Below are 25,434 nucleotides of genomic sequence, written 5' to 3' on the forward strand. Positions count from 1 at the left end.
TCAGACCTTCTGAATCTGCGTGCGGCCCAAGAGACCCTGCGGTCGCACGAGGAGAATGACGAAGAGGAGCGCGAAGGCCACCGCGTCCTTGTACGCGCTGTAGTCGGCGGGCACGAACGCCTCCGCCAGCCCGATCACGAGGCCGCCGACGACCGCGCCCGGGATGCTCCCCAGCCCGCCGAGCACGATGACGGCCAGACCCTTGAGCCCGTACGTCACCCCGAAGTACGGCCCGGCCACCCCGAACGCCGTGCCGACGAGGGTCCCCGCCAGCCCCCCGAGGAAGCCCGACAGGAAGAACGTGATCAGGATGAAGCGGTCCACGCTGATGCCGAGCAGGCTCGCCGTGCCGGGACTCTCCGCCACCGCCCGCAACGCCTTGCCCACCTTCGTCCGCCCGATCACGTAGCCCAGCACCGCCAGCATCGCCAGACTGACAGCGAAGATGATGATCTGCACCGTGCGGACGATGACCACACGGTCCCCAATCTGGAAACTGAGCGCGGGCCGCACCTCCCCGTAGGCGTCCGACGGGAAGTTGTAGATTTCGGCCCCCACGAGGAGCTGGATCAGGTTCACGATGACGAGCGCCACCCCCAGGCTGCTCACCAGCGCGAGCAGCGGGTCGGCACCCCTCGCCCGCATGGGCCGGAACGCCAGCCGCTCGATGAGCACGGCGACGAACCCCGCGATCACCGCCCCGACCAGGGTGGCGAGCGCGAAAGCCCACGGGTTCCCCGAGAGCGGCGAGCCCTGCGGGAAGAGGTTCACGCCCTTGAGCAAGCCGTTGTTCTCGAACTGCCCGACGACCAGCGTGTAGGTGAAGTACGCGCCCAGCGTGAACACCGCCCCGTGCGCGAAGTTGATGATGCCCAGGATCGAGAAGACGAGCGTGTACCCCAGCGCGAAGATCGCGTACACGCTGCCGATGGCGAGGCCGTTGAGGAGGTTCTGGAGGAGTTGGCTTGCTTCCATGGGGTCTCCGGGGGCTTTCAGCCCTCAGCCGTCAGCGATCAGCTCTGTTCTTGCTGACGGCTGACGGCTGACCGCTGACGGCTTACTTCAGGAACACGAACGAGCCCGTCTTCGCGTCCTTCATCTTGATCTGGGCGACGTAGAAGTCCTTTTGGATGATCTCGCCGTCCTTGTCGAAACGCAGCTCTCCCAGGGGCGTGTTGTACTTCCCGGCGAGAATCTGCTTGTTCAGCTCCGCGCGCAGGTCGTTCAGGTTCCAGGTGCCCAGCTTCTTCTTGCGGTCGATGGCCTTGAGGGCCTCGACCATGACCTGCACGCCCGCGTACGCCTGGGCGGCGAACTGGGGCGGGTCCTTCTTGTACTGGGCGCGGTATTCCTTCACGAAGACCTGGTTGGCCGCGCTGGGCTGGGCCGGGCTGTACGCCTGCGCGATGATGATGCCGTCGCAGTACTGCTGGCAGACCGGGAAGATGTTGGAGGTGTTCAGGCCGTTGCCGCCGATGATCGATCCCTTGTAGCCCAGTTGCCGGAGCTGCTTGACGAGGTTGCCGCCGTCCGCCGCGAGACCCGAGACGATCACGAGGTCCACGCCCGCGTTCAGGACCGCCGTCACCTGGGTGGTGAAGTCGGTGTCGGTCGTCTGGAACTTCTGCACGGTGGCGACGTTCAGGCCCTGCGCCTTGGCGGTGTCCTGGAAGGTGCCCGTCTCGGAAGTCGAGAAGGCGTCGTTTTGCGCGTACAGGACGGCGACCTTCTTGATCTTGGGGTCGAGCCTGAGGGCCTGCTTGATCGCGTTCGGCGCGACCACCGCGACGGGGGCCGACACCCGCGCGATGAACTGCCCGATCTGCGGGATGCCCTTGGCGGTGTTGCTCGGGCCGAGCACGGGGACTTTGGCCCGCTCGGCGATGGGGTCGGCGGCGAAGGCCTGCTGCGACAGGGTGGGCCCCACGATCCCGACGACGTTTTCCTTGGTGATCAGGTTCTGGAAGGCGTTGATCGCGCTGTTCTCGTCGCCCGCCGCGTCCTGAAAGACGAGCTTGATCGGCGTGCCGCCTATGCCGCCCCGCGCGTTGAGGAACTTCTCGGCGAAGCGCGCCCCGATCACCTGCTCCTGCCCGAGGAGCGCCGTGTTGCTCGTCTGGGCGACGGCGACGCCGATGGGCACGGGCGTGGCGACCCTCTGGGCCTGGGCGGCGGCCAGCAGGGTGAAGGTGACAGTCAAGGCCATTCGTTTCATAGGGGTTCCTCCTGGGCAATCGCTCTTCGGTAAGGTGGTGCGCCCGTGAAGCCGGATTTAGGGTGCGCTCACTATCCGGTGAGGCAAGGGGGAAGTCAAGCCGGAAAAGGAAGGAGGCAGACCGTTCGGCCTGCCCCTGTTTTTCCCGTCGAAGCGCTTACTTGAGGAGGTTGCGGCTGATCACCACGCGCTGAATCTCGTTCGTGCCCTCGTAGATCTGGTTGAGCTTCACGTCGCGCAGCAGCTTCTCGACCGGGTACTCGCCGACGTAGCCGTACCCGCCGTGGACCTGAATCGACTCGTTCGCCGCGTCGAAGGCCATGTCCGAGCAGTACGCCTTGGCGATGGCGGACTCGTAGCCGTGCGGGAGGCCCTGATCCACCAGCCACGCGGCCTTCTGGTACATCAGCCGCCCCGTCTCGACGCCCATCGCCATCTCGGCGAGCTTGAACTGGATCGCCTGGAAGTCGGAGATGGGCTTGCCGAACGCCTGACGCTCCTTGGCGTACTTCACGCTCTCGTCGAGGGCCCGCCGGGCGATGCCGACCGACCCCGCCGCGACCGGGACACGGGTCTTGTCAAGCGTCTTCATGGCGATCTTGAAGCCGTCGCCCAGGCCGCCGAGCTGGTTTTCCCTCGGCACCCGCACGTTCTCGAAGACGAGTTCGGAGGTCAGCGAGGCCCGCTGGCCCATCTTGTGCTTGATCTTGTTCCACGAGAAGCCGGGCGCGTCCTTGGGCACCACGAGCGCGACGGTGGCCTTATGCCCCCCCTGGCGGTCGGTGGTGGCGAAGACGACGGTGATCTCGGCCACCCCGCCGTTGCTGATCCACATCTTCGTGCCGTTGATGACCCACTCGTCCCCGTCGAGGACGGCGGTGGTATGCATCCCGGCGGCGTCCGAGCCGTTGTTGGGCTCGGAGAGGGCGAAGGCGGCCAAGGAAGGTTTCTCGGTCAGGGGGCCCAGGAAGCGCCGCTGCTGCTCCTCGGTGCCGCCGACGAGGATGGGCGTGATGCCGAGTTCGGAGGCCATCATCACCGTATAGATGCCCATGCAGCCGTAGGCGAGTTCCTCGCCGATCAGGCACTCGTCCACCATGCCCAGCCCCAGACCGCCCGCGTGCTCGGGGATGGAGGCGTTCAGGAGCCCGACCTCGAAGGCCTTTTCGACCACCGGCCAGGGCAGCTCTTCCTTCTGGTCGTACTCGGCGGCGACGGGGATGATCTCGCGGCGGGCGAAGTCGCGGGCGAGTTGCTGAAGCTGCTTCTGCTCGTCGGTCAGGGTGAAGTCGATCATGGGGGCTCCTTGGCGCGGCCCGGGGCGACGGGCGGGAACCCTCGCCCCGGCGGAATGGGAATCTCTGGACTGGGTTCAATTTACCACGCGCCCGCCCGGACGCGCCGGACACGTAGGCTGGGCCATGTCCGCCCCCGCCCTCACCCTGCGCCCCGTGAGGCCCGCCGACCGGGACACGCTCGCCCACGTCGCCTACGAGACGGCCTACTTCGGGGAGAGTGCGGCGCGCTTTTTCCCCTCGCGCCCCCTGTTCGCCGCCCTGTGGGTCGCGCCGTACCTCACGCCGGACGGGGGCGGCCTCGGCTTTGTGGCCGAGCGGGGGGGGGAGGTCGTGGGGTACATCCTGGGGAGCGTGGACCCGCGCCGTTACTCACGCGCCCTCGCCGCGCAGGGGCCGGGGCTGCTCGGGCGGCTGGTGACGGGGCGGTTGCCGGGGGCCGTGCCTTCGCTGCGCTACCTGCTGCGTTCGGCCGTCTACGGGGTGCCGCATCCGCCCGCCGACCTCTATCCCGCCCACCTGCACCTGAACCTGCTCGCGTCGGCGCGGGGGCTGGGGGCGGGCGGGGCGCTGCTGGACGCCTACCTCTGCGAGTTGAGGGCGCGGGGGGTGCCCGGCGTGCAGCTCTCCACGACCCGCCGCAACGCCGCCGCCGTGCACCTCTACGAGCGACGCGGCTTCCGGGTCTGGGCGGCCCGGCGCACCGCCCTGTGGACCCCCTGGACGGGGCAGGCGGAGGAGGGGGTCACGCTGGCCCTCGACCTCACGCGGGGGCGGGCGTGAACCCCGAGGTCCCCGGCTGGCTCACCGCGCTCGACCCGGCGTGGCTGAACGCGGCGACCCTGGGCCTGATGTTCGTGGAGGGGGCGGGGGTGCCCTTCATTCCGGGCATCCTGCCCATGCTCGCGCAGGCGGCCCTGATCAGCGCGGGGCGGACGAGCTACCCGGAGGCGGTGCTGTGGGGGGCGCTGGGCAACTTCCTGGGGAGCCTCGCCGGGTACACGCTGGGGGGCTGGATTCTGGCGCGGCTCCCCGCACGCTGGCGCAGCCGGGTCGAGACTCCCCGGGTCCGGCACCTGACCGCCCACGCCGGGCCGCTCCTGATCGTGATCAGCCGCAGCATCGGGTCGCTGCGAACGCCCGTCACCTGGACCGCCCGCGCGCTCGGGGTGCCCGCCGCCCCCTTCACCCTCTGGGCGCTCGTCGGCGCCGTGCTGCACGTCGGCATCTGGCAATACCTCCTGTGGAAATCCGGGGAGGCCGCGCTGGCGTACTTCCGGCGGGCAGAGGCGGACCTGACGCCCATCCTGCTTCTCGCCGCGCTCGGGGTGGCGCTGTGGTGGGGGGCGCGGCACCTCAGGAACCGGGGGGAGAGGCAGACCGGAGGCCCGCCGGCTTAGACCGCACGTCCCCCGCATCTTCACGAAGGGTTTATGATCGGGCGATGAGCGAGCCGACTTCCCCCCGTCCACGCACGCAGGGGCTCTTTTACGGCTGGGTCGTGGTGGGGGTGACGGTCCTCGCGCTGCTGATCTCGGCGGGGGCCCGCTCCGCGCCCGGCGTGTTCCTGCTGCCGATGGAGGAGTCGCTGGGCCTGAGCCGCTCCACGCTGTCGCTCTCGGTCAGCCTGGGGCTCCTGGTGTTCGGGCTCGCCGCTCCTCTCTCGGGCCGCCTGATGGACCGCTTCGGGCCGCGCCGGGTCGCCACCGTGGGCCTCGGGCTGGTCGCGCTGAGCTTCGGCCTGACGACCCTCTCGCGCTCGGCCCTGGGGCTGCACCTGACCTGGGGGCTTCTGAGCGGTCTGGGGACGGGGCTGGTCGGCAGTGTGCTCGGCGCCACCGTGGCGACCCGCTGGTTCGTGAGGCAGCGCGGGCTGGTGACGGGCATCTTCGGCGCGGCGACGAGCGCGGGGCAACTGCTGTTCATCCCCCTGCTCACGGGCTGGGCGCAGTCGGTGGGCTGGACGGGGGGCACCTGGATCATCGCGGCGGTGGCGCTCGGCCTCACCCCCCTGGTGTGGTGGTTGCTGCGCGACAGCCCGGCCCAGGTGGGGCTGAGGCCGGACGGCGACCCGGTGACGGCGGGCGCCCCGACCCAGGCCGCTCCCCAGCCCGACCCCCGGGTGATGGGACGGGCCGTGCGGCACCGCGACTTCTGGCTGCTGGCGGCCACCTTCTTCGTCTGCGGGGCGACGAGCAACGGGATCATCGGCACGCACTTCATCGCGTACTGCGGGGACATGGGGCTCACGCCGGGCTTCGCCGCCGGGATGCTGGCGGTGATGGGAGCCTTCAACTTCGTGGGCACGCTCGCCAGCGGGTACTTCACCGACCGGGTGGACCCGCGCTTCTTGCTGGGGCTGTACTACGCCTTCCGGGGGGTCAGCCTCGCGCTGCTGCCCTTCGTGCCGCCGGGCTACAGCCTGACCCTCTTCGCGGTGCTCTTCGGTCTGGATTACATCGCCACCGTGCCGCCCACCATCGCCCTGACCGCCGACACCTTCGGGCGGGCGAACGTGGGCACCGTCTACGGCTGGATTTTCTGCTCGCATCAGGTCGGCGCGGCGCTGGCCTCGTGGCTGGGCGGGGTCAGCCGGGACGCCCTGGGCAGCTACAGCGCGGCGATGATCGCGGCGGCGGTTCTGGCGGGCGCGGCGGCGGTGCTGGCGCTGGGGGTGACGGCGCCGGGGCGGCGGGTCCAGGCGACCCGGTAACTGGTCACTTTGAGCGAGGCAGGAGGGAACCAAAATCGGCAAGAACGCGCTGCACAAATAACCCTTTTCGGGCTGTGTACTCTGTACGGCTTCCCGAGTGCTGCTGAGTAAGCACCGTTTTCATTTGCTGGTACTCGTCGCGTAGGTCAGGGCGCTGTCGTAACACATCACGAAAAATCAGGTATTCACTCCATTTCCGGTGGTTGAGAGGCAGGAGATGCACGTAATGTGTGCGTGCGTCGTCCGTACCCTTAGCGAAGAAATACTCTCCCCAGCCTTCCCTATCACCGAAGGACGTATATCCGAGTTGTTGTAGGGAACGGACGCAAGCATCCATTTGGGCTGCATTTTGCACAGCCACAGCGAGGTCAAGGATAGGTTTGCCTGCAAGACCCGGAACACTCGTGCTTCCCACATGTTGAATATCGAGGACAAGGAAACCGAGAGCTTGCTGCACCCTGGCGCGTTCTTCTTCAAAAAAGGTGGGATAGTTCTCCGACGAAGGGCGCAGCTCGACGATCCCCCGCTTGAGTCCGAGTGTCATAACGTCAGTGTAGGCTCATGCTTTTGGTCCAGCAACAGCATCTGTTCTGAAAAATCCGCTCTGAACGGAAAAGGAAGTGGCGGATTACAACTACAACACGTCCTCCGCACTCCCCCGCTTCCTGAGATTGTTCTGCGTCTTGCGCCAGCGCAGCGCCTTCACGATGGCGGGGGCGGCGACGTTGAGGTTCAGGTCGTAGGCGGGATACCAGACGCGGTGCTCGGAGAACTTGAGCTTCATCTTGAAGACGCCGAAGGAATGCTTGTCCTCGTCCAGCCTGCGGGGAATGCCCCAGAAGTCGAAGAGGGTGTAGCCCCGCCGCTTGGCGTCCAGCATCGCGTTCCAGTAGAAGGCGTCGGGCGCCTTGGCATCCTTGTAGGGCGTGCCGTCCGGGTGCGTGCGGTCGTCGCGCACACTGCCGCCGAAGAGATAATACGTGCCCGTCCCCATCGCCAGGAAAAAGCCCCCGGCAAGCGCCTTTCCCTCGTAGCGGGACAGGACGAGGTAGGCCTCGCCGCCGTGCGCGCGCCCCTCACGCAGCATGGTCTCGTAGTAGGCGCGGGGGAAGGCGCCGAGCTTGGCCCGCTCGTTCGTCGCCGTGAAGATGTCCCAGAAGGCCCCGAAGTCGTCGTCACGGCCCGCGACCACGCCGAGCTTCTGGGCGGCGCGGACGTTGCGGCGGGCCATCGAGTGCAGGCTGGAAAACAACTCGTCCTCGGAGCGGGTGAGGTCGGCGAGGATGGTGTGTTCGGGCTGCTCGGACTCGGCGCGGCGCAGCGGCCCGAACGTTTCCGGGACGGGCACGGAGTCGTCGGCGGGGACGGGCGAGGGGGGCTCGACCTTCAGGAGCGCGTCGGTAGGCCGGGCCACCCTCCGCACCGCCTCGGCGAAGGCGGGCAGGAGGTCGAGCGATTCCAGCGCCGGGCCGCGCGGGGCGTAGAGGGTGCTGAGCCCGGGCACCAGCCGCTTGCGCAGGAGTTGCACGGCGCCGACCGTCCGCCCGCTGTGCTGCATCAGGTACCGCACGGGCACCTGACCGAGCACCCGCCGCGCCTCCCCGTAGCCCCAGCCTTGCAGGGCGGAGGTCAGGGGAAGCGAGCGCACCGCGTCGTCGTAGACGCGGGCATCGGTGGTTTCTACCAGGGTCAGGCGCATCGGGGGGGATTGTAGCAGGGGACGCACGGGCGGCCCGGCTTCCCCCCGGCCTCAGCGCCGGGGGGCGGGGGACGCTAGAGTGGGCGGATGAAACAAAGCATCCTGACGCTCGCCCTGCTGCTCGGCGGTGCGGCCCTGGCCCAGACCCCCACCCCGGCGCCCGCGCAGACGACCCCGGCTCCCGCACGGACGACGCCAGCCCAAACCACGCCGACCCAGACAGCGCCAGCCCAGACCACGCCTGCCCAGACCACCCCGGCCCGGACCACCGCCGCCCCCGCCGCCAACGCGCAGGCGGTCGTCGCGGTGGTGGGGGGCGAGCGATTCACGCTGGCGGATTACGAGCGGGCCTTCCGGGTGGCGGTGGCGCGGGTACTGAACTCGCAGGGGGTGCCCTTCACGCCCGACATCCTGCCCGAGTTCGCCGAGGCACGGGGGGAATTCCTGAAGCAGTACGCCCGCGACCGCGCGGTGTACCAGCTCGCCCGCCAGGGCACCAAGGTCACCCCCGCCCAGATCGACGAGCAGATCGCCGCCGCCCGCGCCGGGTTTGACTCCGACGCCGAGTTCGCCGAGGCCCTGGTGGCGACGGGCTACGACAACGAGGCCGAACTGCGCGCCGACCTGGAGCGGCAGGCGGTCGTCTCCGCGTACCTCGACGGCATCAAAACCCGCCTCAAGTTCGGCGACGCCCTCGTCACCAGCTTCTACAACCTGAACAAGCCGACTTTCACGCGCCCGGCCCAGGCGTGCGTGAGCCACATCCTGGTCAAGACCCAGGCCGAGGCCCAGACCATCCTGAAGGACGTGCAGGGCGGCGGCGACTTCGCCAAGATCGCGCGGGAAAAGAGCCAGGACCCCGGCAGCGCGGCCGAAGGCGGCGACCTCGGCTGCGTCGCGCCCGGCGACACGGTGGAGGCCTTTGACAAGGCGGCTTTCAGCGGCCCCCTGAACCAGCCCCAGGTCGCGCAGACCGAGTACGGCTGGCACGTCCTGCTCGTGACCAAGCGGAATGGGGCGGGGCTGGCGCCGCTGGCCGAGGTCGCGCCCACCATCCGCGAGCAGCTCGCCCGCGACGCCGCCCAGAAGTACCTCGACGCCCAGATCGCCCGCCTGAGCATCCAGACCACGCCGTCCGTAGTCGCCGCGCCCGCGCCCGCATCAGCCAAATAACTGTTCTCCAGCCGGAGGGGGAGGCCGCGGACCTCCCCCTCCGGTTTTGTCCTCCCGCCCTACAGCGCGGGCCGGGGCCGCCGGGCCGCGAGCACGATCCCGAGCAGCACGAGGGCGGCGGCGAGCGCCACGGCGAGGACGACCGGGGTCACCTCGGGCCGTGCGGCGTACACGCCGTAAAAGGACCACAGCAGCACCGCGCCGAAGGCGTAGTCACGGAACCGCGCGAGGAAGAACACGCCCAGCAGCGCGGCGATGACCACGAGAAGCGCCGACCACGCCGGGCCGCTCAGCCCCGCGAGTCCCGCCGTCACGCCCCGGCTGACGAGAAAAGCCGTGACGTTGGCGATGGTCGCCACGCTGACCCAGGCGAGGTAGAGGCTGGTGGGCAGGGCGAGCGTGAGGGGCTCGGCGCCGAGTGGCCCGAGGTCACGGACCTCCAGGTACAGCCAGATCAGGCTGCCGAGCAGGGCGAGCATGACGAGCACGCTGAGCCCGAAATTCAGGCTCTGGAACGCGAGGAGCCACCCCACGTTGAGCAGATTCGCCAGCAAAAAAGGCCAGGCGAGGCGGTCGAGACGCGGGCCCCGCCCCGCCGGGAGGGCCTGATAGACGGCGAAGACGATCAGCCCCAAGAAGATCACCCCCCAGATTGAGAAGGTCAGCCCGGCGGGCGTGAAGGCGTTCGGCAATCGGTCGCTGATCTCCCCGTTGCTGTTGCCGAAGAGGGGCAGGGCATTGCTGAGGTCGTTCATCACCAGCGTGAGGACGGTCGCCGCGAGCAGGGTGAGTTGTCTGGCAAGACCTGTCATGCCCCAGCTTACGCGGCCCGTGGGTGAGGCGGGCGGGTCACCCCTCCCGTCAGGCGCCCGGCCTGACCCGCCTGAACCCTACCGCCAGCGCTGCCGAGGCGAGCGGCGTGAGCGAGCGGGTCTCCCGCGTGAGCAGCCCCGCACCGAGGGCCCCCAGCGCGAGGAGCCGGGTCAGGCGCACCCGGTCGGCGGGGACCGGCACGGGGGCGCGGTCGCACCCCGTCTCCACCGCCTCCGGTCTCGCCAGCACGCCCGCCAGACCCAGTGCGGCGAGGGCCAGCACGTCGGCGAGCGTGCCCCCGCCCCGCCCCGGCCGCACCCCCGGCAGCAGGGCGGCCACGGCCGCGAGCCCGGCGTCCCGCCCCGAGCCCCGGAAGGCGTCGGCCCGGGTGGACGACAGGGCGAGGGCGGCTCCCGGCACGAGAGCGGCGACCCGCTCCCCCATCAGCGCCGACAGGCCCGCCTGCCCGGCGAGCGCCGCCACGTCGAGCGGGACCGGCGCCTGCCCCACCGTCGCCGCGAGCACCCGCAGGCCGCTCAGGGCGGACAGGCCCGCGAGGGGGTTGGGCACCCCCCCCGCCAGCGCCGCGAGGGCCGCCACGGGCAGCGCGGCGCCCGCCGTCCCGGGGTGGTCGGGATCGAGTTCGCGCGCCGTCGCCCAGCCCAGGAAGCCCGCCGCGCCCGCGCCGAGCGCCGAGGGCCAGGGGCGGCCGGAGAGGCGGGCGACGAGAACGCTCACCGCCGCGCCCGCCACCACGTAGCGGTTCGACGGCCAGGCGAAATCGAGCGGGCGGGCCAGCGCCGAGGCCGGAAGGGAGGAGGCGGTCATGCCTCACGCTACCCCCTCCCACCCGGACCGGGGGCCGACTCAGCAAAGGCTCAAGGAAGGCGGAGGTGGCCCGGCAGCTCACCGAGGCGGTCAATCTCCTGTTCTTGAGAAGCTGGGCGAGCGGACGACCATCCACCTCGCCCAAGTCCACGACGGGGACCTCTCCATCGGCGGGCGCACCCCCCGCGAGCAGGGCCGGGTGGACCTGACCGCCGAACTCTCCGACTGGAACAGGAGGGCCCGGAAGCAGCGCCGGGTGGTCCGCCCCCTGCCCCCCGTCCTCGCCCGCCTCTTCGGGGTGGGACCAGGGGACATGGACGGCATCGACCTCCGCTTCCACCCCTTCCCGCCGTGGGCGGGCACCTCCTCTCCGAACAGGTGCCGTGGGTCGGCCAGTTTCTCAAGGCGCGGGGCGGCTGAGCCCGGCTCAGGTCGTGTAGTCCGCGTTGATGCTCACGTACTCGGCGCTCAGGTCGCAGCCCCACGCCTCGCCGGACGCCTGCCCCGCGCCGAGATTCACCTCGAAGACGACCTCCTCGGCCCGCATACTCGCGCTGACCGCCGCGTCGTCGTAGGGCAGGGGCTTGCCCGCGAAGACGGCGTGGCCCTGCACCATGACCGTCATGCGCTCGATGTCCACCGCCGCGCCGCTGCGGCCCACCGCCATGATCACCCGGCCCCAGTTGGGATCGTTGCCGTGGACGGCGCTCTTGAGCAGGGGGCTCACGCAGCAGGTGCGGGCGGCGGTCAGCGCCTCGGCCTCCGTGCGGGCGCCCGACACCCGGACGGTGAGGAGCTTCGTCGCCCCCTCCCCGTCGGCGGCGATCATCCGGGCCAGCTCCCGCATCACGCCTTCGAGGGCGGCCAGGAATTCCCCTGCGTCCACCTCTCCCGCCCGCCCGTTCGCCAGCACCACGGCCATGTCGTTCGTGCTCGTGTCGCCGTCCACCGTTACCGCGTTGAAGGTGCGCGCCACGACGGCGGGGAAGGCCTCCCGCAGCACACCCTCCTCCACCCGCGCGTCCGTGAAGGCGAAGGCGAACATCGTCGCCATGTCGGGGTGGATCATGCCGCTGCCCTTGGCAGTGCCGACGATGCGCGCACCCGTGCTCAGGGTCACCGTCGCCAGCTTAGGCCGCGTGTCGGTCGTCATGATCGCCGCCGCGAAGGGGTCCGCCCCCGCCGCCAGCTCCTCCGGCAGATGCTCCACGCCGCCGAGCACCCGGTCCATCGGCAGGGGGTGGCCGATGATGCCCGTGCTGGCCGTGAGCACGGCGTCGGCGTCCACGTTCAGCACGCTGCCGAGCGCCTCGGCCAGGTCGGCGTTGTCGCGCACGCCCCGCGCCCCGGTCGCGGCGTTGGCGTTCCCGGCGTTCACGAGGAGGGCGCGCACGGGCCTGCCCTCCCGGTACAGCTCGCGGTTGCGCCCCACGCAGGCCGCCGCCGTGGTGCTGCGGGTGCCCGCAAAGGCCCAGGCACAGTCTTCATCGCTGACCACGCAACTCAGGTCCGCCCTGCCGCTGGGCTTGATGCCCGCGCTCATCGCCGCCGCCTGGAAGCCCAGGGGAAACTCCAACCCCGAATCCGTCATGGACGCATGGTAGCGGGGCCGGGGGCAGAGGTCGGGCGCTCCTCTCCCCTCTCCCCGGTCCTTCCGAGACTGACGGCCGCGTGACGGCGACTCGCACGCTCCTCACGCGGGGTTCATGGCAGGCGGGGGGGTGGGCGGGTAACGTGAGACTCCATGAAGAAGGTCCTGTTCTCGCTCGCGGCCGCCGCCCTGCTGTCCGGCGCCCTGGCCGCGCCCGTCAAACTCCACACCGTGCCCGTCACGGTGGAACCCAACGCCCGCCTCCTGACCCTGAGCGACGCGGGAATCGCCAAGGCCTTTCCCACGGCGTCGAGCCGCCCGGACGCCGTGTTCATGACCGAGGACCGCAAGGTCACGGTGGCCTTCGAGTGGCGCGAAGGCCGCCTCGCGCCCGCACAGGTCTCCGACCTCGTCACCCAGTTCCCCGCCGTGATCCGCGCGCAGGTGCCCAACGTCAAGACCCTGCGCGCGGGGCTGGTGCAGGTGGGCGGCACCCCCTGGGCGCAGTTCGTCTTCACCACCCCCGGCCAGGGCGACGACGTGCGGCGCGAATTCCTGATCACCAGCGTGCAGGGCCGCACCCTGGTCGTGACCATCGCCGCCAACACGGGCGACTACAGCCGCAACGAGACCGTCGTCCGCAACCTCGTCAACAGCGTCCGCCTGAGCTGAGCCGGGAACGGTGACCGGGAGGGGGTGGGGCCGGGAAGGGCGCCTGCCCCCTCTTCCTTGGGCTGTCCCTCGTCGGACCGGCCGTACCATGACCCCATGACCGCGACCGTCACCGCCGTCAGCGTCAGCGCGACGCATTCTTTCAGCAAGGCGAACCGGGAGAGCGTCCGCCTGCTGGCCGGGCTGGGCGTGGAGGGCGACGCGCACCTCGGGACCACGGTGAAGCACCGCTCGCGGGTGGCCGCCGACCCCACGCAGCCCAACCTCCGGCAGGTCCACCTCATCCACTCGGAATTGCACGACGAGTTGCGGGCGCGGGGCTTTTCCGTGTCGGCCGGACAGATGGGCGAGAACATCACCACGCGCGGGGTGGACCTCCTCGGCCTGCCCCGGGGAACGCGGCTGCACCTCGGCGCGGCGGCGGTGGTGGAGGTCACCGGGCTGCGAAATCCCTGTGCCCAGCTCGACGCCTTTCAGCCCGGCCTGCTCGCCGCCGTGCTGGGCCGCGACGGGCAGGGCCGCCTCGTCCGCAAGGCGGGGGTCATGGGCGTCGTCGTGGCGGGGGGCGAGGTCCGGCCCGGCGATCCCATCCGCGCGGAGCTGCCGCCCGAACCCCACGGGGCCCTCGACCGGGTTTGACGGGCCGCACGCCCGCTCTCGGGAGAAAAACACGCACGGCATCGGCGGATGCTCCACGGGTTGGACGCCGGGTGGGCGGGGGCCCGCTCCCCGCTTCCCCTCACAGGGACACCGTGTGACGGAACTGTAGGAAGACTGAGTTTAAAATACCCGGGTGCAGGACTTCCGTGTCGCCCAACCCATCGAGCGCCGCCGCGTCCTCGCCACACGCGGCGGCGTCCAGAGTGTGGTCGGGGAGTGGCGGGGCCAGCCCGTGTTCGTCAAGACGCTGCTCACCGCCGAACCTGAGGCCGCCCTGCGGTTTGCCCACGAGGGCGAGATCGCGTCCGGCCTCGACCACCCGCTCGTCGTGTCGCCGCTCGCCCGCACGCCGCGCCAACTGATCTTCCCCTTCGTGCCGGGCCGCACCCTGCGCGAGGTGGTGCAAGAAGGCCCCCTTCCCCCGGAGGCGGCGCTGTGCGTGGCGAGCGGCCTGCTGCGCGCCGTCGAGCACCTGCACGCGCGCGGGGTGACCCACCACGACCTCAAGCCCGAGAACGTGCTGCTGCTGGAGATGCGGGCGCGCGGCGACGCGGTGCGGCTGGTGGACTTCGGCATGAGCCACTGGCGGGCGCTGGGCAGCGACATCCACGACGGCACCCGCATGGGCACCCCGCACTTCATGGCGCCCGAGCAGTTCCGGGGGGTGCGCGGCGACCCCCGCAGCGACCTGTACTCGGTGGGCGTCCTCCTGTTCGACTGCCTGGCGGGTTTCCCCCCCTTCGAGGACGCGCTGGGCTGGCTCGTCGGCATCCACGAGGACTGCGCGCCCCTGCCCGGCCCCCCCGAGGTCCACCCCATGCTGCGCGCCGCCCTGGAGCGTGACCCGGAGGCGCGGCCCGCCACCGCCGGGGAGATGCTCGCCGCCCTGGAGGGCATCCAGCACACGCTGGAGGCCGCTGCCGCGTGCCCCTAGTCGCCTTCAGCGGCAACCGCTTCCTGGTCGAGGAGGCGCTGCGCGACACGCTGACGAGCCGCGGCCTGAACGTGCGCGACCTGCCCCGCCTCGCGGGCGAGGAGGTCACCCCGCAGGCCGTGGCCCCCCTCCTGGCCCCCAGCCTCTTCGGGGACGGCGGCGTGGTCGTGGACCTCGCGGGGACCAAGCCCGACAAGGCGCTGCTCGACCTCCTCGCCGCCGCGCCCGTCACCGTGGCCGTCCTCGACGAGAGCCCGCCCGCCTCCCGGGTAAAGCTCTACGAGTCGCGCGGCGAGCACCACGCGGCCCCCGCCCCCCAGAAGACCGGCGACGTGGCGGGGTGGGTGACGCAGCGGGGAAAGCGGCTGGGCCTGAAGCTCGACCGCGAAGCCGCCCTCTCCCTCGCCGAGGTTTTCGGCCCCGACCTGACGGGCATCGCGGGGGAGCTGAACAAGCTCACCCTCCTCGACCCGCCGCACGGTGCCGACCTCGTGCGGCGGGTGGTGGGCCGCGAGCCGCCCGGCGACTCCTTCGCGCTGCTGGGGGCCGCGACCACCGGGCGCCCCGGCGAGGCGGTCACGCAGCTTCGCCGTCTCCTCGCGTCGGGGGAGGATCCTTTCAAGCTGCTCGGTGCGGTCGTGTGGCAGTACAGCCTCGTCGCGCGCTGCGTGGCCCTGACCCAGGAGGAGGGCCGGGTGGGCGAGGCGGTCGCCGCCCAGAGGCTCGGGGTCAAACCCTACCCGGCGAAAAAGGCGCTCGAAGTGGCCCGGCGCCTGAGCGAGGACAAGGTGCGCGCCCACCTCGCCCGCATCCTTGACGCCGACGTGGCGATGAAACGGGGCCTGGACCCCGGAGCGACGCTGGAGCGGCTGATCGTGCAACTGAGCGTGTGAGGCGTTCCTCTCAGGCTTGGGGGGAATTCCGGTCCCGGTGGCCGCCGCGCCCGCGGGATCGATGACCCCCCGGTACACTTCATCCAGTATCAGTGCATGGTCGGGACAGACCAGGGGAATACGGCCCGGCCCGTCGTACTCGGTCAGCCGCCAGCCATCGCCCGCCCGCTGATAGGCCAGGATGCGCCGCTCGCTCTGGGAGACGATTAGATCTGGAAGCTGGGAATGGACGTGTAGGCATGGTACCTGGCGTGCCGGCCAATGGCGGCGGTGCGCTTGGAGAGGACTTCCACGAGTAGGCAGGGGTCCGTCTCGTCGTACTCCTCGCCGTTGTCCTCTCCGCAAGCGACCATGACATCGGGGGAAGAGAAGGAACCGCGGTCTTGGATACGGAGCTTCATGTCCGCCGCGTAAAGGCGGCACCCTTCACGGCGACTGGCAGGCTGGAGCGCGAACATGATGTTGCCGGTGATCAGGGCGTGTGCCTTGCTCGTCCCGGCCTGCGCCCGCGTCGCACCGTGCAGGGGGTACACGAAGCCGCTGACGTACTCCCGCTTGACCGGACTCTCCAATTCCGTCCGCAGGTAGTCTTCGACACTGATCACCTGGAGGGCGGGGTCGCTCATACGTCATGGTAAGGCGTGGGGCGGGCCCCCGTCCGGACGGCCCGCCCCCTCCACTCCCTCCTACACCCGCACCAGGAAGGCCGACTCGATCACGTCGAGGTCGCGGATCGCCTGAAGCTGCTCGGGGGTCAGGCCGTCGTCGAGGGTGAGGGTGAAGAGGGCCTGCCCGCCCTTCTCCGCGCGCCCGAGGGCCATCCCGGCGATATTCACCCCCCAGGTGCCCAGCAGGTTGGAGAGCTTGGCGACTGCGCCGGGGCGGTCCTGGTTGGAGGCGATCAGGATGAAGCCCTCGGGTGCGAGTTCCACCCGGAAGTCTCGCAGGCGGGTCAGGCGCGGGCTGCGGCCGAAGACGGTGCCCCCCACCGTGCGGGTGCGCCGCTTCTCGCCCCCGGTGCCGCTGACGACCTTCACGATCACCTCGGTCTGGTAGTCGGGGCTGTCGCCCTCCTCCCGCACGGCGAGGTTCAGGCCGCGTTCCTTCGCCAGCGCGCGGGCGTTGATCATGTTCGGGCGCTCGTCGGTGCTGCCGCTGAGGTACCCCACCAGGGCGGCCGTCACTACGGGGGCGGGGTCGGCCGGAAACTCGCCCCGGAAGGTGACCTCCAGGTCAGACGCGCCGGGGAGCAGTTGCGCGAGGATGCGCCCCAGCTTCTCGCCGAGGTCGAGGTAGCCGCCGAGCAGCTCCAGCGTCTTCGCGTCGAGCGCCGGGGCATTCACCGCGCCGCGGCTCACGTCGCCGTGCAGGGCCGCCAGCACCCGTCCCACGATCTCCGCGCCCACCCGTTCCTGCGCCTCGCGGGTATTCGCGCCGAGGTGCGCCGTGATCCCGAGATTCGGGGCCCCCAGGAAGACGTGCTCGGGGGTCGGCGGCTCGTCCACGAACACGTCCACCCCCGCCCCGAAGAGGTGGCCGGACTTGAGGGCCTCCACCAGCGCCCCCTCCTCCACGATGCCGCCGCGCGCCGCGTTCACGACGATGGCGCCGGGCCTCAGGAGGGCGAGTTCCCGCGCCCCGATCATCCCCTGCGTCTCCTCGGTCAGCGGCGTGTGGACGGTCAGGAAGTCCACCTGGGCGAGCAGGTCGTCGAGACCGGCGGCCCGCGTGACCCCCAGCCGCTCGAACTTGTTCTCGGGGACGTAGGGGTCGAAGGCGACGACGTTCAGCCTCAGCCCCTGCGCCCGGTCGGCGACGATGCTCCCGATGCGGCCCAGACCCACGATGCCGAGCGTCTTGTCCTTGAGTTCGACGCCCAGGAACTTGCGGTCCCACTCGCCCGCGCGGGTCAGGCGGTCCGAGCGTGTGAGCCCCCGCGCGGCGGCCATCAGGTGTGTGATCGCCAGTTCCGCCGCCGAGACGTTGTTGCTCTCGGGCGCGTTGAGGACGAGGATGCCCCGCCTGGAGCACGCCTCCAGGTCGATGTTGTCCACGCCGACGCCGCCGCGCCCGATGACCTTGAGGCGTTCGCCCGCCGCCTCCAGCAGCTCGCGGTCCACCTTCGTCCGGCTGCGGGTGATCAGGGCGTCATAGTCGGGGAGGCGGCGCAGGGTCTCCTCGCGGGGGAGGTTGCCCTCGTAGTCGATCTCGAACCCGGCGTGCTCCAGGTGGCCGGGGTTCATCTCGTCGCAGATCAGGACGCGCAGGGGAGCCGCCTGCGTTGGATCGGGCGCCGCGAAGGGCCGGGCGGGGAGGGAGGCGGTCATGCGGCCAGGGTAAGCCTGCGGGCGGCGGCGGCGCGGGAATTGGCTAGGGCAACGGGGCCAAGGTCCAGACCCCACCCCCTGCGGGAACGTTCACCCTCACCGGGAGTGGACTGGACATTTTTTTAGGCAAGCCTAAAATACGGCCATGTCTGTTCCGCCCCCCTCTTCCCCCGAGTCGGTCGCCCCGCTGCCGGGTGCGGCGGGGAGCCTCGACGCCCGCATGACCGAGCGGGCCACCCAGATCCTCACCCGGCCCGCCCAGCGGCGGGGGCTGGGGCGGGTCCTGCCCTTCATGGGTCCGGCGGTGATCGCCAGCATCGCGTACATGGACCCCGGGAACTTCGCCACCAACATCCAGGGCGGGGCGCAGTTCGGGTACACGCTGCTGTGGGTGATCCTGGCGGCGAACCTGATGGCGATGCTGATCCAGAACCTCAGCGCGAAGCTGGGGATTGCGTCGGGCAAGAACCTGCCCGAGGTGATCCGCGAACGCTGGCCGAGGCCCGTCGTGTGGGCGTACTGGGTGCAGGCCGAGATCGTGGCGATGGCGACCGACCTCGCCGAGTTCCTGGGGGCGGCGCTCGCCATCCACCTGCTCACCGGGCTGCCCCTGATCTGGGGGGCGGCGATCACAGGCGTCATCACCTTCTGGCTGCTCACCCTCCAGCGCCGGGGCTTCCGCCCGCTGGAGATCGCGGTGGGCGCGTTCGTGCTGATCATCGGCGTGGCGTACCTCGTGCAGTTCGCGCTGGCACGGCCCGGGGTGGAGGCCCTGCGCGGCTTCGTCCCCACCTTCCAGGGGGTGGAGAGCGTGTACCTGGCGGTCGGCATCATCGGCGCGACCGTCATGCCGCACGTGATCTACCTGCACTCGGCCTTGACCCAGGGCCGGGTCCCCACTCGCACGGACGAGGAGAAGGTGCGGCTCTCGCGCCTGAACCGGGTGGACGTGATCGGGGCAATGGGCTTCGCCGGGCTGATCAACATGAGCATGCTCGCGGTGAGCGCGGCGACCTTCCACGGCAAGAACGTGGAGAACGCGGGCGACCTCAGCGTCGCGTACCAGACCCTCACGCCGCTGCTGGGGCCCGCCGCCGCCGTCGCGTTCGCGGTCGCGCTCCTCGCCTCGGGGCTGAGCAGTTCCGCCGTGGGCACGATGGCCGGGCAGGTCATCATGCAGGGCTTCGTCAACTTTCACATTCCGCTGTGGCTGCGCCGGACCCTGACCATGCTGCCCGCCTTCGCGGTGATCCTGGCGGGCCTGGACCCCACCCGGACCCTCGTGCTCTCGCAGGTGATCCTCAGCTTCGGGGTGCCCTTCGCCCTGGTGCCCCTCCTGCTCTTCACCGCCCGCCGCGACGTGATGGGCGTGCTCGTGAGTCGGCCCGTCGTCACGGGGCTGGGCTGGGCCTTCGCGGGGATCATCATCTCGCTCAACCTGTACCTGCTGTGGGGGACCTTCTTCGGGTAGGGAGCGCGGTGCAGGCGACCCCTCGGCGAGGGAAGAAACGGGGACGGTCTTCGCATGGACCGTCCCCACTTCTCGCGTCGCCACGTGACCCTGCCGTCGAGCCCTGAACGACGTTTCCGGGAAGCTCTACTTCCTGACTTCCCTCACAAGCTGTCTCTCGACCAACTGAGCCGCCATCGGCCCGCGAATGCGTCTGAACAGGTGATAGTCGAGGAAGTAGACCTGGTTCGCCCGGCTCGCCCTCAACCGAGTGGTGAGGGGATTTGCATTCCAGTCGGCCCGTGCCCGCGCCGGGGTGTTGTTCCCCGAGGCCAGCACGATCACGGCGTCAGGGTCCAAGGCGGACAACCCCTCAATGCCGACCACCGCGTCCCTCTTGTCCCCGTCGATGACGTTCAGCCCGAGGTCGTTCAGAAGGCCGCCCGTCCAGTCGTTGCTGTCGCTGATCGTGAAGGTGTTCCGGGCGTCCCCGCCTCCCGTCCAGACGACCAGGACCCGCTTCTTCCCCAGGGTGCTGGCAAGCTGGGCCCTGGTTTGCTGCACCCCTCTGTTGTAGTTGCTCAGCACTTTGGAGAAGGCCTGCTCCCGGTCGAGTGCCCGGGCGAGGAGCGGGAGCGTCTTCTGCCATTCGTTCCTGTCCGTCCCCTTGAAGAGAAGGGTCGGCGCGATGCGGCTCAGTTGGGGGTAGACCTGGGAGGCGTAGTCCTCGCCGACGATGAGATCGGGCTTGAGGGAAACCAGAATCTCCAGGTTCGGGTTGAAGCGGTCTCCGACATTGATGGGGTTGGAGGTCACGCGGCTTCCCAGGTACTTGATGTCACGCAGGGAGGAACCGAAGGCGGGCGTCTTGATGTAGGTCGACGCCTCTCCATAACCGACAGGCTGCACCCCGAGGGACAGGAGCAGATCCAGCGCGTGGGGTCCGAGGGCCACCACGCGGAGGGGCTTTTTCGGGATGGTCGTGGTTCCGGCACTGTGCCCAATGGTCGCCGGGTAGGCGGTCGCTGCCGCCACACCCAGACCGCAGACCAGAACGGTCGAGCCTAACAAACGTCTGCGCATCACAACTCCTTGCTACCTGAGCCGGTCGCTCTGGACCACCTCTCGGAAACGCCGAGATTGTGGCAGATGCAAATCCGACTTGCAAGGTCGGATTTGGGAAGCGGCCTCCAAATGTGCCGGAGGATGCAGGCCACGGTGGTCCGCCTGGGTGCACGAGGGCCAGCCGTCCCCTCCCCCGATCATCCGGGTCCTGTCTCGACGGGGGGGCAGCCTCGTCCGGCGCAGGTCCGCGCCGGGGGTAGACTGGCCCCATGCCGTTTGTGGTCGTGTCGGGACTGTCGGGAAGTGGGAAGAGCACCGCGCTGAGGACGTTGGAGGACGCGGGCTTTTTCATCACCGACAACCTCCCGCCCGAGCTGTGGGTGGCGATGCACGACCTCGTGACCGCGAGCGGGCTGGAGCGAGTGGCGATCAGCACCGACGCCCGGACCCGGCACTTCCTGGGAGCCTTGGAGTCGAGCTACGCCCGGCTGGCGCGGCGGCGCGAGGACCTGCGGGTGCTCTTCCTGGAGGCGAACGCGGAGGTCTTGCTGCGCCGCTACAACCTCACCCGCCGCGAGCACCCCCTGGGCGAGACCCTGATGGTGGATTTTGCCCGCGAGCGCGACCTCCTCGCGCCTCTGCGCGCCATCGCGGACACGGTGATCGACACGACGGCCCTGACGGCGGGGGAGCTCGCCGAGCGGGTGCTCCACACCTTCCGGCTGGAGCACGACTTCACCCTGCGGCTGATGAGCTTCGGCTTCAAGAACGCCCCCCCGCGCGACGCCGACCTCGTGATCGACGTGCGCTCGCTGCCCAACCCCTACTACGTGCCCGAGTTGAGCCCCAAGACCGGGCTGGAGCCCGATGTGGCGGGATACGTCTTTCAGGACGCGGCCTCCGAGCAGTTTTACGGCGAGGTGCGCGACTTCGTGCGGACGGCGGCCGAGCGGGCGCGGTCGTCCGGGCGGCACGGGTACACGGTCGCCATCGGCTGTACGGGGGGGCAGCACCGCTCGGTGGCGGTGGCGGCGCGGCTGGCGCACGACCTTGCCGACCAGGGCGCGCAGGTCACCGACCACCGCGACATGCACGTGGGAGAGGGGGGATGAGCGAGTCGGCGGGCACACGGGGCGGGGGCGCGCGCCGGGCCACCCGCCGGGCCCGGATGTGGATGGAACCGGGGCTGGGGGTCAAACGCTGGCTGCTGCTCTTCGTGGGGTGCACCCTCATCGGGGCGGTGGGCTTCCTCCACTTCACCTGGACGGGGCCGCTGCACTTCATAGCGACCCGCTGGATTTTGTGGCTCAATGCCCTCACCAAGCCCGAGGTGCTGCCCCTCTACGTGGTCGGCATCACGGTGATGGGGCTCGCGCTCCTCGGCGCCCTCCTGAGCATCATGATGCTCAGCCGCTCGATGCTGCGCTCGACGGGCACGGCCCCCGAGACGGCGCTCGACGTGATCTACTCGCACCGCACCCTCGCGCGCGGCCCGCGCATCGTGGCGGTGGGGGGCGGCACGGGCCTCTCGAACCTCCTGATGGGCCTCAAGGTTCACACCGGCAACATCACGGCGGTCGTCACCGTGGCGGACGACGGGGGATCGAGCGGGCGGCTGCGGGAGGCCCTCGACATGATCGCGCCCGGCGACCTCACCGACTGCTACGCGGCGCTCAGCGACAGCCCGGTCCTGGCCCGGCTGCTGCTGCACCGTTTCGGGCGCGGGGAGGGGCTGGAGGGACACACCTTCGGCAATCTTCTCCTCGCCACCCTCAGCGAGGAGCAGGGCGGGCTCCAGGGCGCGATGCGCGACATCCACGAGGTGCTGCGGGTGCGCGGGCAGGTCTTCCCCGCCACGACCCGGCCCGCCACCCTCGTCGCGCGGCTCTCCGACGGGCGCGAGGTGCGCGGCGAGAGTCGGCTCAGCGGGCAGGTGGGCCCCGCCCGCATTCTCGACGTGCGGCTCGAACCCCCCGGCCTGCCCGCGCTCCCCGACGTGCTGGGCGCCGTGCGGGGGGCGGAGCTGATCGTCCTGGGACCGGGGAGCCTATTCACCTCGATCATCCCCGCCCTGCTCGTGCCGGACATCGCGCGGGCGGTGCGCGAATCGGACGCGCCCATCGTCTACGTCGCCAGCCTGATGAGCGAACCCGGCGAGACGACGGGGCTCACCCTGGAAGACCACGTGCTCGCCATCACCGCCCACCTGGGCCGCGCGCCCACCTGGGTCCTCATGAACAGCGCCCCCATTCCCGAGGGCGTGCGTGAACGCTATGCCGCCGAGGGTGCCCAGGTGCTCGACCTCGCGGGTGCCAGCCGCGACCTGCGGGGCCGGGTGCGAACCGCCCCCCTCCTCCAGCCCGGCCCCACCGCCCGCCACGACCCGGCGGCGCTGGCCCAGGCCCTGCTGGCGCTGATCTCGCGGGCGCGGGCGGCCTGAGGAGGAAGGCTGCCCGCGCCCGGCCTGGCCCCACGGCCTTCGGACGCCTGTCGGGGACCGGGCGGTGAGGAACGTGGGTGAGCGCTTCACCCACCCTCGGCCAGCAGCCCTGCACCTCAGGGGGGAGGGCAGCGGAGGTGGTCACACGCCCCCTCACCCCGGCCCTCTCCTGCGGGGCTGTCCCCGTCTGCCTCGCGGCTCTTGGAGTCACCCTCAAGGAGAAGGCGGAAGAAGGTGGAGCCGTCGCGCTCTTCAAAATGTCGGTCCGGACGCCCTCTGATTGAAGGCGAGTGGACGCCCCGGGCCCACGGCCCCGCCCTGCTCGCGCAGCGAGACGGTGGGCTGGCGGATAGAACGCGACACGATCAAACACGGCAGTCCGGAGAGGCCATCCACCCGCGCGGCCCTTGTGCCCTGGCCCTCCCGCACCGCTTCAGGAGCTTCAGGACCACCACGGTATACTCGCGCCCGTGCTGACGCTCCTCACCGCCGCGCTCGTGTCCTTTCCCGACCCAGCCGGGGACGCGCGCGGCGACGGGGGCTACGTGCTGCCCACCCGCCCGGCGGTGAGCGAGCCCGCCCTCGACCTGCGCGGCTTCCAGGCCCAGCCCCAGGGCCAGGGGATGCGCTTTACCGTGGCGCTGGGCCGGATCGAAAATCCCTGGGGAGCCCGCAGCGGCTTCTCGGCGGGCGTGACCGACATCTTCGTGAAGACGGGCGTGGGCGGCGTGCGGACCCTCGACCACCTGCGCCTGAACGTGACCGGAACGGGCGGCTGGGCGTATCACCTGCGCGTGACGGGCTTCGGGGCCAGCCTGCGAAAGGTGCCGGAGGGTGGAGGCCCGCCCACCCCGCTCCCGGCACCGACCGTGCGGGTGGAGGGCACCAGCCTCGTCATCGACGCTGCCGTGCCTCCCGGTGACTATGGCTACTGGGTCACCAGCAGCGTGTACTCGCCGCTCACGCCCGATGGGGTGCTGCGGCCCGTCACCTCGCCCGGCCCCACCTCATTGCAAGCGGGCCGCCCCGGCGCCCCTGTACCGGTGGACGTGCTGCTGCCGTCGGGGGACCCGGCGCCCTTCACCCAGGGCACGCTCGCGCCCGTCGGGGCGACACGGGACCGGCGCACCCTGCTGCTCCTGGGGCTGGGCGGCCTCGGCCTCCTGACCGTGGTGGTCGCCACCGTGGCCGTCTGGCGCCGCCCGTGAGGGTCCCCGCGCCCCTCCTGATCCTGGTCGCGGCGGTGCTGTGGGGCCTGCTGGGCATCTTCGGCAAGAACGCGCAGGCCGCGGGTGTTTCCCCGCTGGAGGTCGCCTTCTGGCGGGCGGTGCTCGCGGGCGGGCTCTTCGCCCTTCACGCCGCCGTCACGCGCGCCCCCCTGCCGCACGGGCGGGACCTGCTCGTCACCGCCGGGTTCGGGGTGCTCGGCGTGAGCGTCTTTTACGGGTCTTATCAGCTCGCCGTGCAATCGGGCGGCGCGAGCCTTGCCAGCGTGCTGCTCTACACTGCCCCGGCCTTCGTGGCGCTCTTCGGCTGGGCGGTGTTGCGTGAGCGGCTGGGCGTGCGGGAGGTGGCGGCGGTCGCCGGAACGCTGGGCGGCATCGCCCTCATCAGCCTCGGCGGGGGTCAGGGCGTGAACGTCACGGGCGCGGCGCTGGGGTGGGGGCTGGTCGCGGGCTTCACCTACAGCCTGTACTACCTGTACGGCAAGGCGTTTTTCGGGCGCGCCTCGCCCCCCGCCCTCCTCGCGGTCGCCCTGCCGGTCGGGGCGCTGTGCCTGCTCCCCTTCGTGAGCTTCGGCGCCAAGACGTCCGGCGCGTGGGGTTCCCTCTGGGCCATCGCCGTCTTCAGCACGTACCTCGCCTACCTCGCGTACAGCGCGGGGCTGAAGCACCTTCCCGCCACCCGCGCGAGCGTGATCGCCAGCCTGGAGCCGGTCGTCGCCGCCGGACTGGCCGCCGTGCTCTTCGGTGAGCGCCTCTCCCCCACCGCGCTCGTCGGGGCGGCCATCGTCATCGGGGCGGCGCTGCTGCTCAGCGTGGAGAAGAGGCCGACGGCGGAGCTGTCCCCCCGGGTCGAGTAGGGGTCAGCGTTCCGGCACCGGGCGCGAGAACCTCAGGTCGAACAGCCCCGCGTCGAGATATTCCCGACCCCAGAGGCGGTAGGCACGCAGGGAGAGCGCGAGGTCGTCCACCAGCAGGGCGAGGCGCCCGCCTTCCGACATCAGGCGCAGGCAGGGATCGGGAGACGGGTGCTCGCTCGGCAGTGACCGCAATTCGACTGGCCTCAACGGGCACAGACTCGTCCCCCGGACCTCGTAGACTTCCCCCTTCTCCCCCGTCCAGCGGCCCTGAAGCTCTTGCCACTGGAGTCGAAGGGGCGCTGCGAAGTGCGGCAGGCTGCGCGGCGGCCCCGCCCACAGCAATCCCCCGGCGATCCACAGGGCGAGATACACGAACTGCGCCCCCACGAGCGCCGCCATCCCCCGCCACAGCGGTCCCCGACGCGCCCGCCCGAACACGGCCAGCCCCAGCAGCCCCGCGCCGAGCGCCCCGGTCACCGCCACCCCCGTCCCGAAGGACGACCCGGCGAAGGACCAGAACCCGAGCCCCACGCTCAGGAACAGCACCAGCGCGGGGAAGAAGGGCCGCATCATCGCCCCCGGA

25 protein-coding genes are annotated in these 25,434 nt (G+C 70.7%); 13 read left to right on the plus strand and 12 right to left on the minus strand.

Going from position 1 to position 25,434, the window contains the following annotated elements; genetic code table 11:
• The 3 genes from IC605_RS02325 to IC605_RS02335 form a co-directional block, all read right to left on the minus strand.
• Positions 1-975 (minus strand): branched-chain amino acid ABC transporter permease, encoded by a 975-nt coding sequence (locus tag IC605_RS02325; RefSeq protein WP_216318322.1) that lies wholly within the window; start codon positions 973-975, stop codon positions 1-3.
• An 82-nt stretch (positions 976-1,057) separates the two neighbouring features.
• Positions 1,058-2,215, minus strand: coding sequence for an ABC transporter substrate-binding protein (locus IC605_RS02330; protein WP_216318325.1), 1,158 nt, complete (start codon positions 2,213-2,215; stop codon positions 1,058-1,060).
• A 157-nt stretch (positions 2,216-2,372) separates the two neighbouring features.
• Positions 2,373-3,512, minus strand: coding sequence for an acyl-CoA dehydrogenase family protein (locus IC605_RS02335; protein WP_216318328.1), 1,140 nt, complete (start codon positions 3,510-3,512; stop codon positions 2,373-2,375).
• Between the two features lie 124 nt (positions 3,513-3,636).
• Here IC605_RS02335 and IC605_RS02340 point away from each other — a divergent pair, with 124 nt between their 5' ends.
• Genes IC605_RS02340 through IC605_RS02350 form a run of 3 tightly spaced genes read left to right on the plus strand, consistent with a single transcriptional unit; the run spans position 3,637 to position 6,223 of the window.
• Complete coding sequence (locus IC605_RS02340) at positions 3,637-4,293, plus strand: GNAT family N-acetyltransferase (protein ID WP_216318331.1); 657 nt, start codon at positions 3,637-3,639, stop codon at positions 4,291-4,293.
• Positions 4,290-4,910 (plus strand): DedA family protein, encoded by a 621-nt coding sequence (locus IC605_RS02345; RefSeq protein WP_216318334.1) that lies wholly within the window; start codon positions 4,290-4,292, stop codon positions 4,908-4,910. The genes IC605_RS02340 and IC605_RS02345 overlap by 4 nt, the downstream gene beginning before the upstream one ends.
• Positions 4,911-4,954: 44 nt before the next feature.
• A complete protein-coding gene (locus IC605_RS02350; protein ID WP_216318337.1) occupies positions 4,955-6,223 on the plus strand; it encodes an MFS transporter in 1,269 nt (422 codons plus the stop codon).
• A gap of 4 nt (positions 6,224-6,227) precedes the next feature.
• Here IC605_RS02350 and IC605_RS02355 read toward each other — a convergent pair whose 3' ends face one another.
• Positions 6,228-6,767, minus strand: a complete 540-nt coding sequence (locus tag IC605_RS02355) for a GrpB family protein (protein ID WP_216318340.1) — start codon at positions 6,765-6,767, stop codon at positions 6,228-6,230.
• 90 nt (positions 6,768-6,857) lie between these two features.
• Positions 6,858-7,922 carry a lipid II:glycine glycyltransferase FemX gene (locus tag IC605_RS02360; protein ID WP_216318343.1) on the minus strand — a complete coding sequence of 355 codons (1,065 nt, stop codon included), beginning with the start codon at positions 7,920-7,922 and terminating at the stop codon, positions 6,858-6,860.
• An 87-nt stretch (positions 7,923-8,009) separates the two neighbouring features.
• On the opposite strand from IC605_RS02360, the gene IC605_RS02365 reads away from it, so the two are divergent.
• Positions 8,010-9,095, plus strand: coding sequence for a peptidylprolyl isomerase (locus IC605_RS02365; protein ID WP_216318347.1), 1,086 nt, complete (start codon positions 8,010-8,012; stop codon positions 9,093-9,095).
• A gap of 59 nt (positions 9,096-9,154) precedes the next feature.
• On the opposite strand, the gene IC605_RS02370 is transcribed toward IC605_RS02365, so the two are convergent.
• The 3 genes from IC605_RS02370 to argJ form a co-directional block, all read right to left on the minus strand.
• Positions 9,155-9,907: a TspO/MBR family protein gene (locus IC605_RS02370; RefSeq protein WP_216318349.1), complete on the minus strand. Its 753-nt coding sequence runs from the start codon at positions 9,905-9,907 to the stop codon at positions 9,155-9,157.
• A gap of 49 nt (positions 9,908-9,956) precedes the next feature.
• On the minus strand, positions 9,957-10,736 hold the full coding sequence (locus IC605_RS02375) for a hypothetical protein (RefSeq protein WP_216318350.1): 780 nt from the start codon (positions 10,734-10,736) through the stop codon (positions 9,957-9,959).
• A gap of 427 nt (positions 10,737-11,163) precedes the next feature.
• The gene (gene argJ / locus IC605_RS02380; RefSeq protein WP_216318353.1) at positions 11,164-12,327 is read right to left on the minus strand and encodes a bifunctional glutamate N-acetyltransferase/amino-acid acetyltransferase ArgJ; all 1,164 of its coding nucleotides are present in this window, start codon (positions 12,325-12,327) and stop codon (positions 11,164-11,166) included.
• Between the two features lie 153 nt (positions 12,328-12,480).
• Here argJ and IC605_RS02385 point away from each other — a divergent pair, with 153 nt between their 5' ends.
• From IC605_RS02385 to holA, 4 genes are all read left to right on the plus strand, one after another.
• Entirely contained in the window at positions 12,481-12,999 is a 519-nt protein-coding gene (locus IC605_RS02385; RefSeq protein WP_216318355.1) for a hypothetical protein, read from the plus strand.
• A gap of 96 nt (positions 13,000-13,095) precedes the next feature.
• Positions 13,096-13,638 carry an MOSC domain-containing protein gene (locus IC605_RS02390; RefSeq protein WP_216318357.1) on the plus strand — a complete coding sequence of 181 codons (543 nt, stop codon included), beginning with the start codon at positions 13,096-13,098 and terminating at the stop codon, positions 13,636-13,638.
• 154 nt (positions 13,639-13,792) lie between these two features.
• Positions 13,793-14,593: a serine/threonine-protein kinase gene (locus IC605_RS02395; RefSeq protein ID WP_216318359.1), complete on the plus strand. Its 801-nt coding sequence runs from the start codon at positions 13,793-13,795 to the stop codon at positions 14,591-14,593.
• Positions 14,584-15,486: a DNA polymerase III subunit delta gene (gene holA, locus IC605_RS02400; RefSeq protein WP_216318361.1), complete on the plus strand. Its 903-nt coding sequence runs from the start codon at positions 14,584-14,586 to the stop codon at positions 15,484-15,486. Before IC605_RS02395 ends, holA begins: the two co-directional genes overlap by 10 nt.
• A 206-nt stretch (positions 15,487-15,692) precedes the next feature.
• Here holA and IC605_RS02405 read toward each other — a convergent pair whose 3' ends face one another.
• Positions 15,693-16,112 (minus strand): Uma2 family endonuclease, encoded by a 420-nt coding sequence (locus IC605_RS02405; protein ID WP_246580253.1) that lies wholly within the window; start codon positions 16,110-16,112, stop codon positions 15,693-15,695.
• Positions 16,113-16,172: 60 nt separating this feature from the next.
• The gene (serA, locus tag IC605_RS02410) at positions 16,173-17,813 is read right to left on the minus strand and encodes a phosphoglycerate dehydrogenase (RefSeq protein ID WP_216318363.1); all 1,641 of its coding nucleotides are present in this window, start codon (positions 17,811-17,813) and stop codon (positions 16,173-16,175) included.
• Between the two features lie 220 nt (positions 17,814-18,033).
• Between serA and IC605_RS02415 the strand changes: the two genes are divergently transcribed.
• A complete protein-coding gene (locus tag IC605_RS02415) occupies positions 18,034-19,284 on the plus strand; it encodes an Nramp family divalent metal transporter (RefSeq protein ID WP_216318809.1) in 1,251 nt (416 codons plus the stop codon).
• A 126-nt stretch (positions 19,285-19,410) separates the two neighbouring features.
• Here the strand turns inward: IC605_RS02415 and IC605_RS02420 are convergent, their stop codons facing one another.
• Positions 19,411-20,346, minus strand: coding sequence for an ABC transporter substrate-binding protein (locus IC605_RS02420; protein ID WP_216318366.1), 936 nt, complete (start codon positions 20,344-20,346; stop codon positions 19,411-19,413).
• Positions 20,347-20,597: 251 nt separating this feature from the next.
• On the opposite strand from IC605_RS02420, the gene rapZ reads away from it, so the two are divergent.
• The 4 genes from rapZ to IC605_RS02440 all read left to right on the plus strand — a co-directional run bounded on the left by rapZ (position 20,598) and on the right by IC605_RS02440 (position 24,851).
• Positions 20,598-21,440 carry an RNase adapter RapZ gene (rapZ, locus tag IC605_RS02425; protein WP_216318369.1) on the plus strand — a complete coding sequence of 281 codons (843 nt, stop codon included), beginning with the start codon at positions 20,598-20,600 and terminating at the stop codon, positions 21,438-21,440.
• Positions 21,437-22,768 carry a gluconeogenesis factor YvcK family protein gene (locus tag IC605_RS02430; RefSeq protein WP_246580254.1) on the plus strand — a complete coding sequence of 444 codons (1,332 nt, stop codon included), beginning with the start codon at positions 21,437-21,439 and terminating at the stop codon, positions 22,766-22,768. The genes rapZ and IC605_RS02430 overlap by 4 nt, the downstream gene beginning before the upstream one ends.
• A 470-nt stretch (positions 22,769-23,238) precedes the next feature.
• Positions 23,239-23,976, plus strand: coding sequence for a glucodextranase DOMON-like domain-containing protein (locus IC605_RS02435; RefSeq protein WP_343216477.1), 738 nt, complete (start codon positions 23,239-23,241; stop codon positions 23,974-23,976).
• On the plus strand, positions 23,973-24,851 hold the full coding sequence (locus tag IC605_RS02440) for a DMT family transporter (protein WP_343216478.1): 879 nt from the start codon (positions 23,973-23,975) through the stop codon (positions 24,849-24,851). The genes IC605_RS02435 and IC605_RS02440 overlap by 4 nt, the downstream gene beginning before the upstream one ends.
• 3 nt (positions 24,852-24,854) lie before the next feature.
• Here the strand turns inward: IC605_RS02440 and IC605_RS02445 are convergent, their stop codons facing one another.
• Entirely contained in the window at positions 24,855-25,424 is a 570-nt protein-coding gene (locus tag IC605_RS02445; RefSeq protein ID WP_216318372.1) for a hypothetical protein, read from the minus strand.
• Between the last annotated feature and the right edge of the window lie 10 nt (positions 25,425-25,434).

The sequence above is a fragment of the Deinococcus aestuarii genome (assembly GCF_018863415.1).
GTDB classification, from domain to species: domain Bacteria; phylum Deinococcota; class Deinococci; order Deinococcales; family Deinococcaceae; genus Deinococcus; species Deinococcus aestuarii.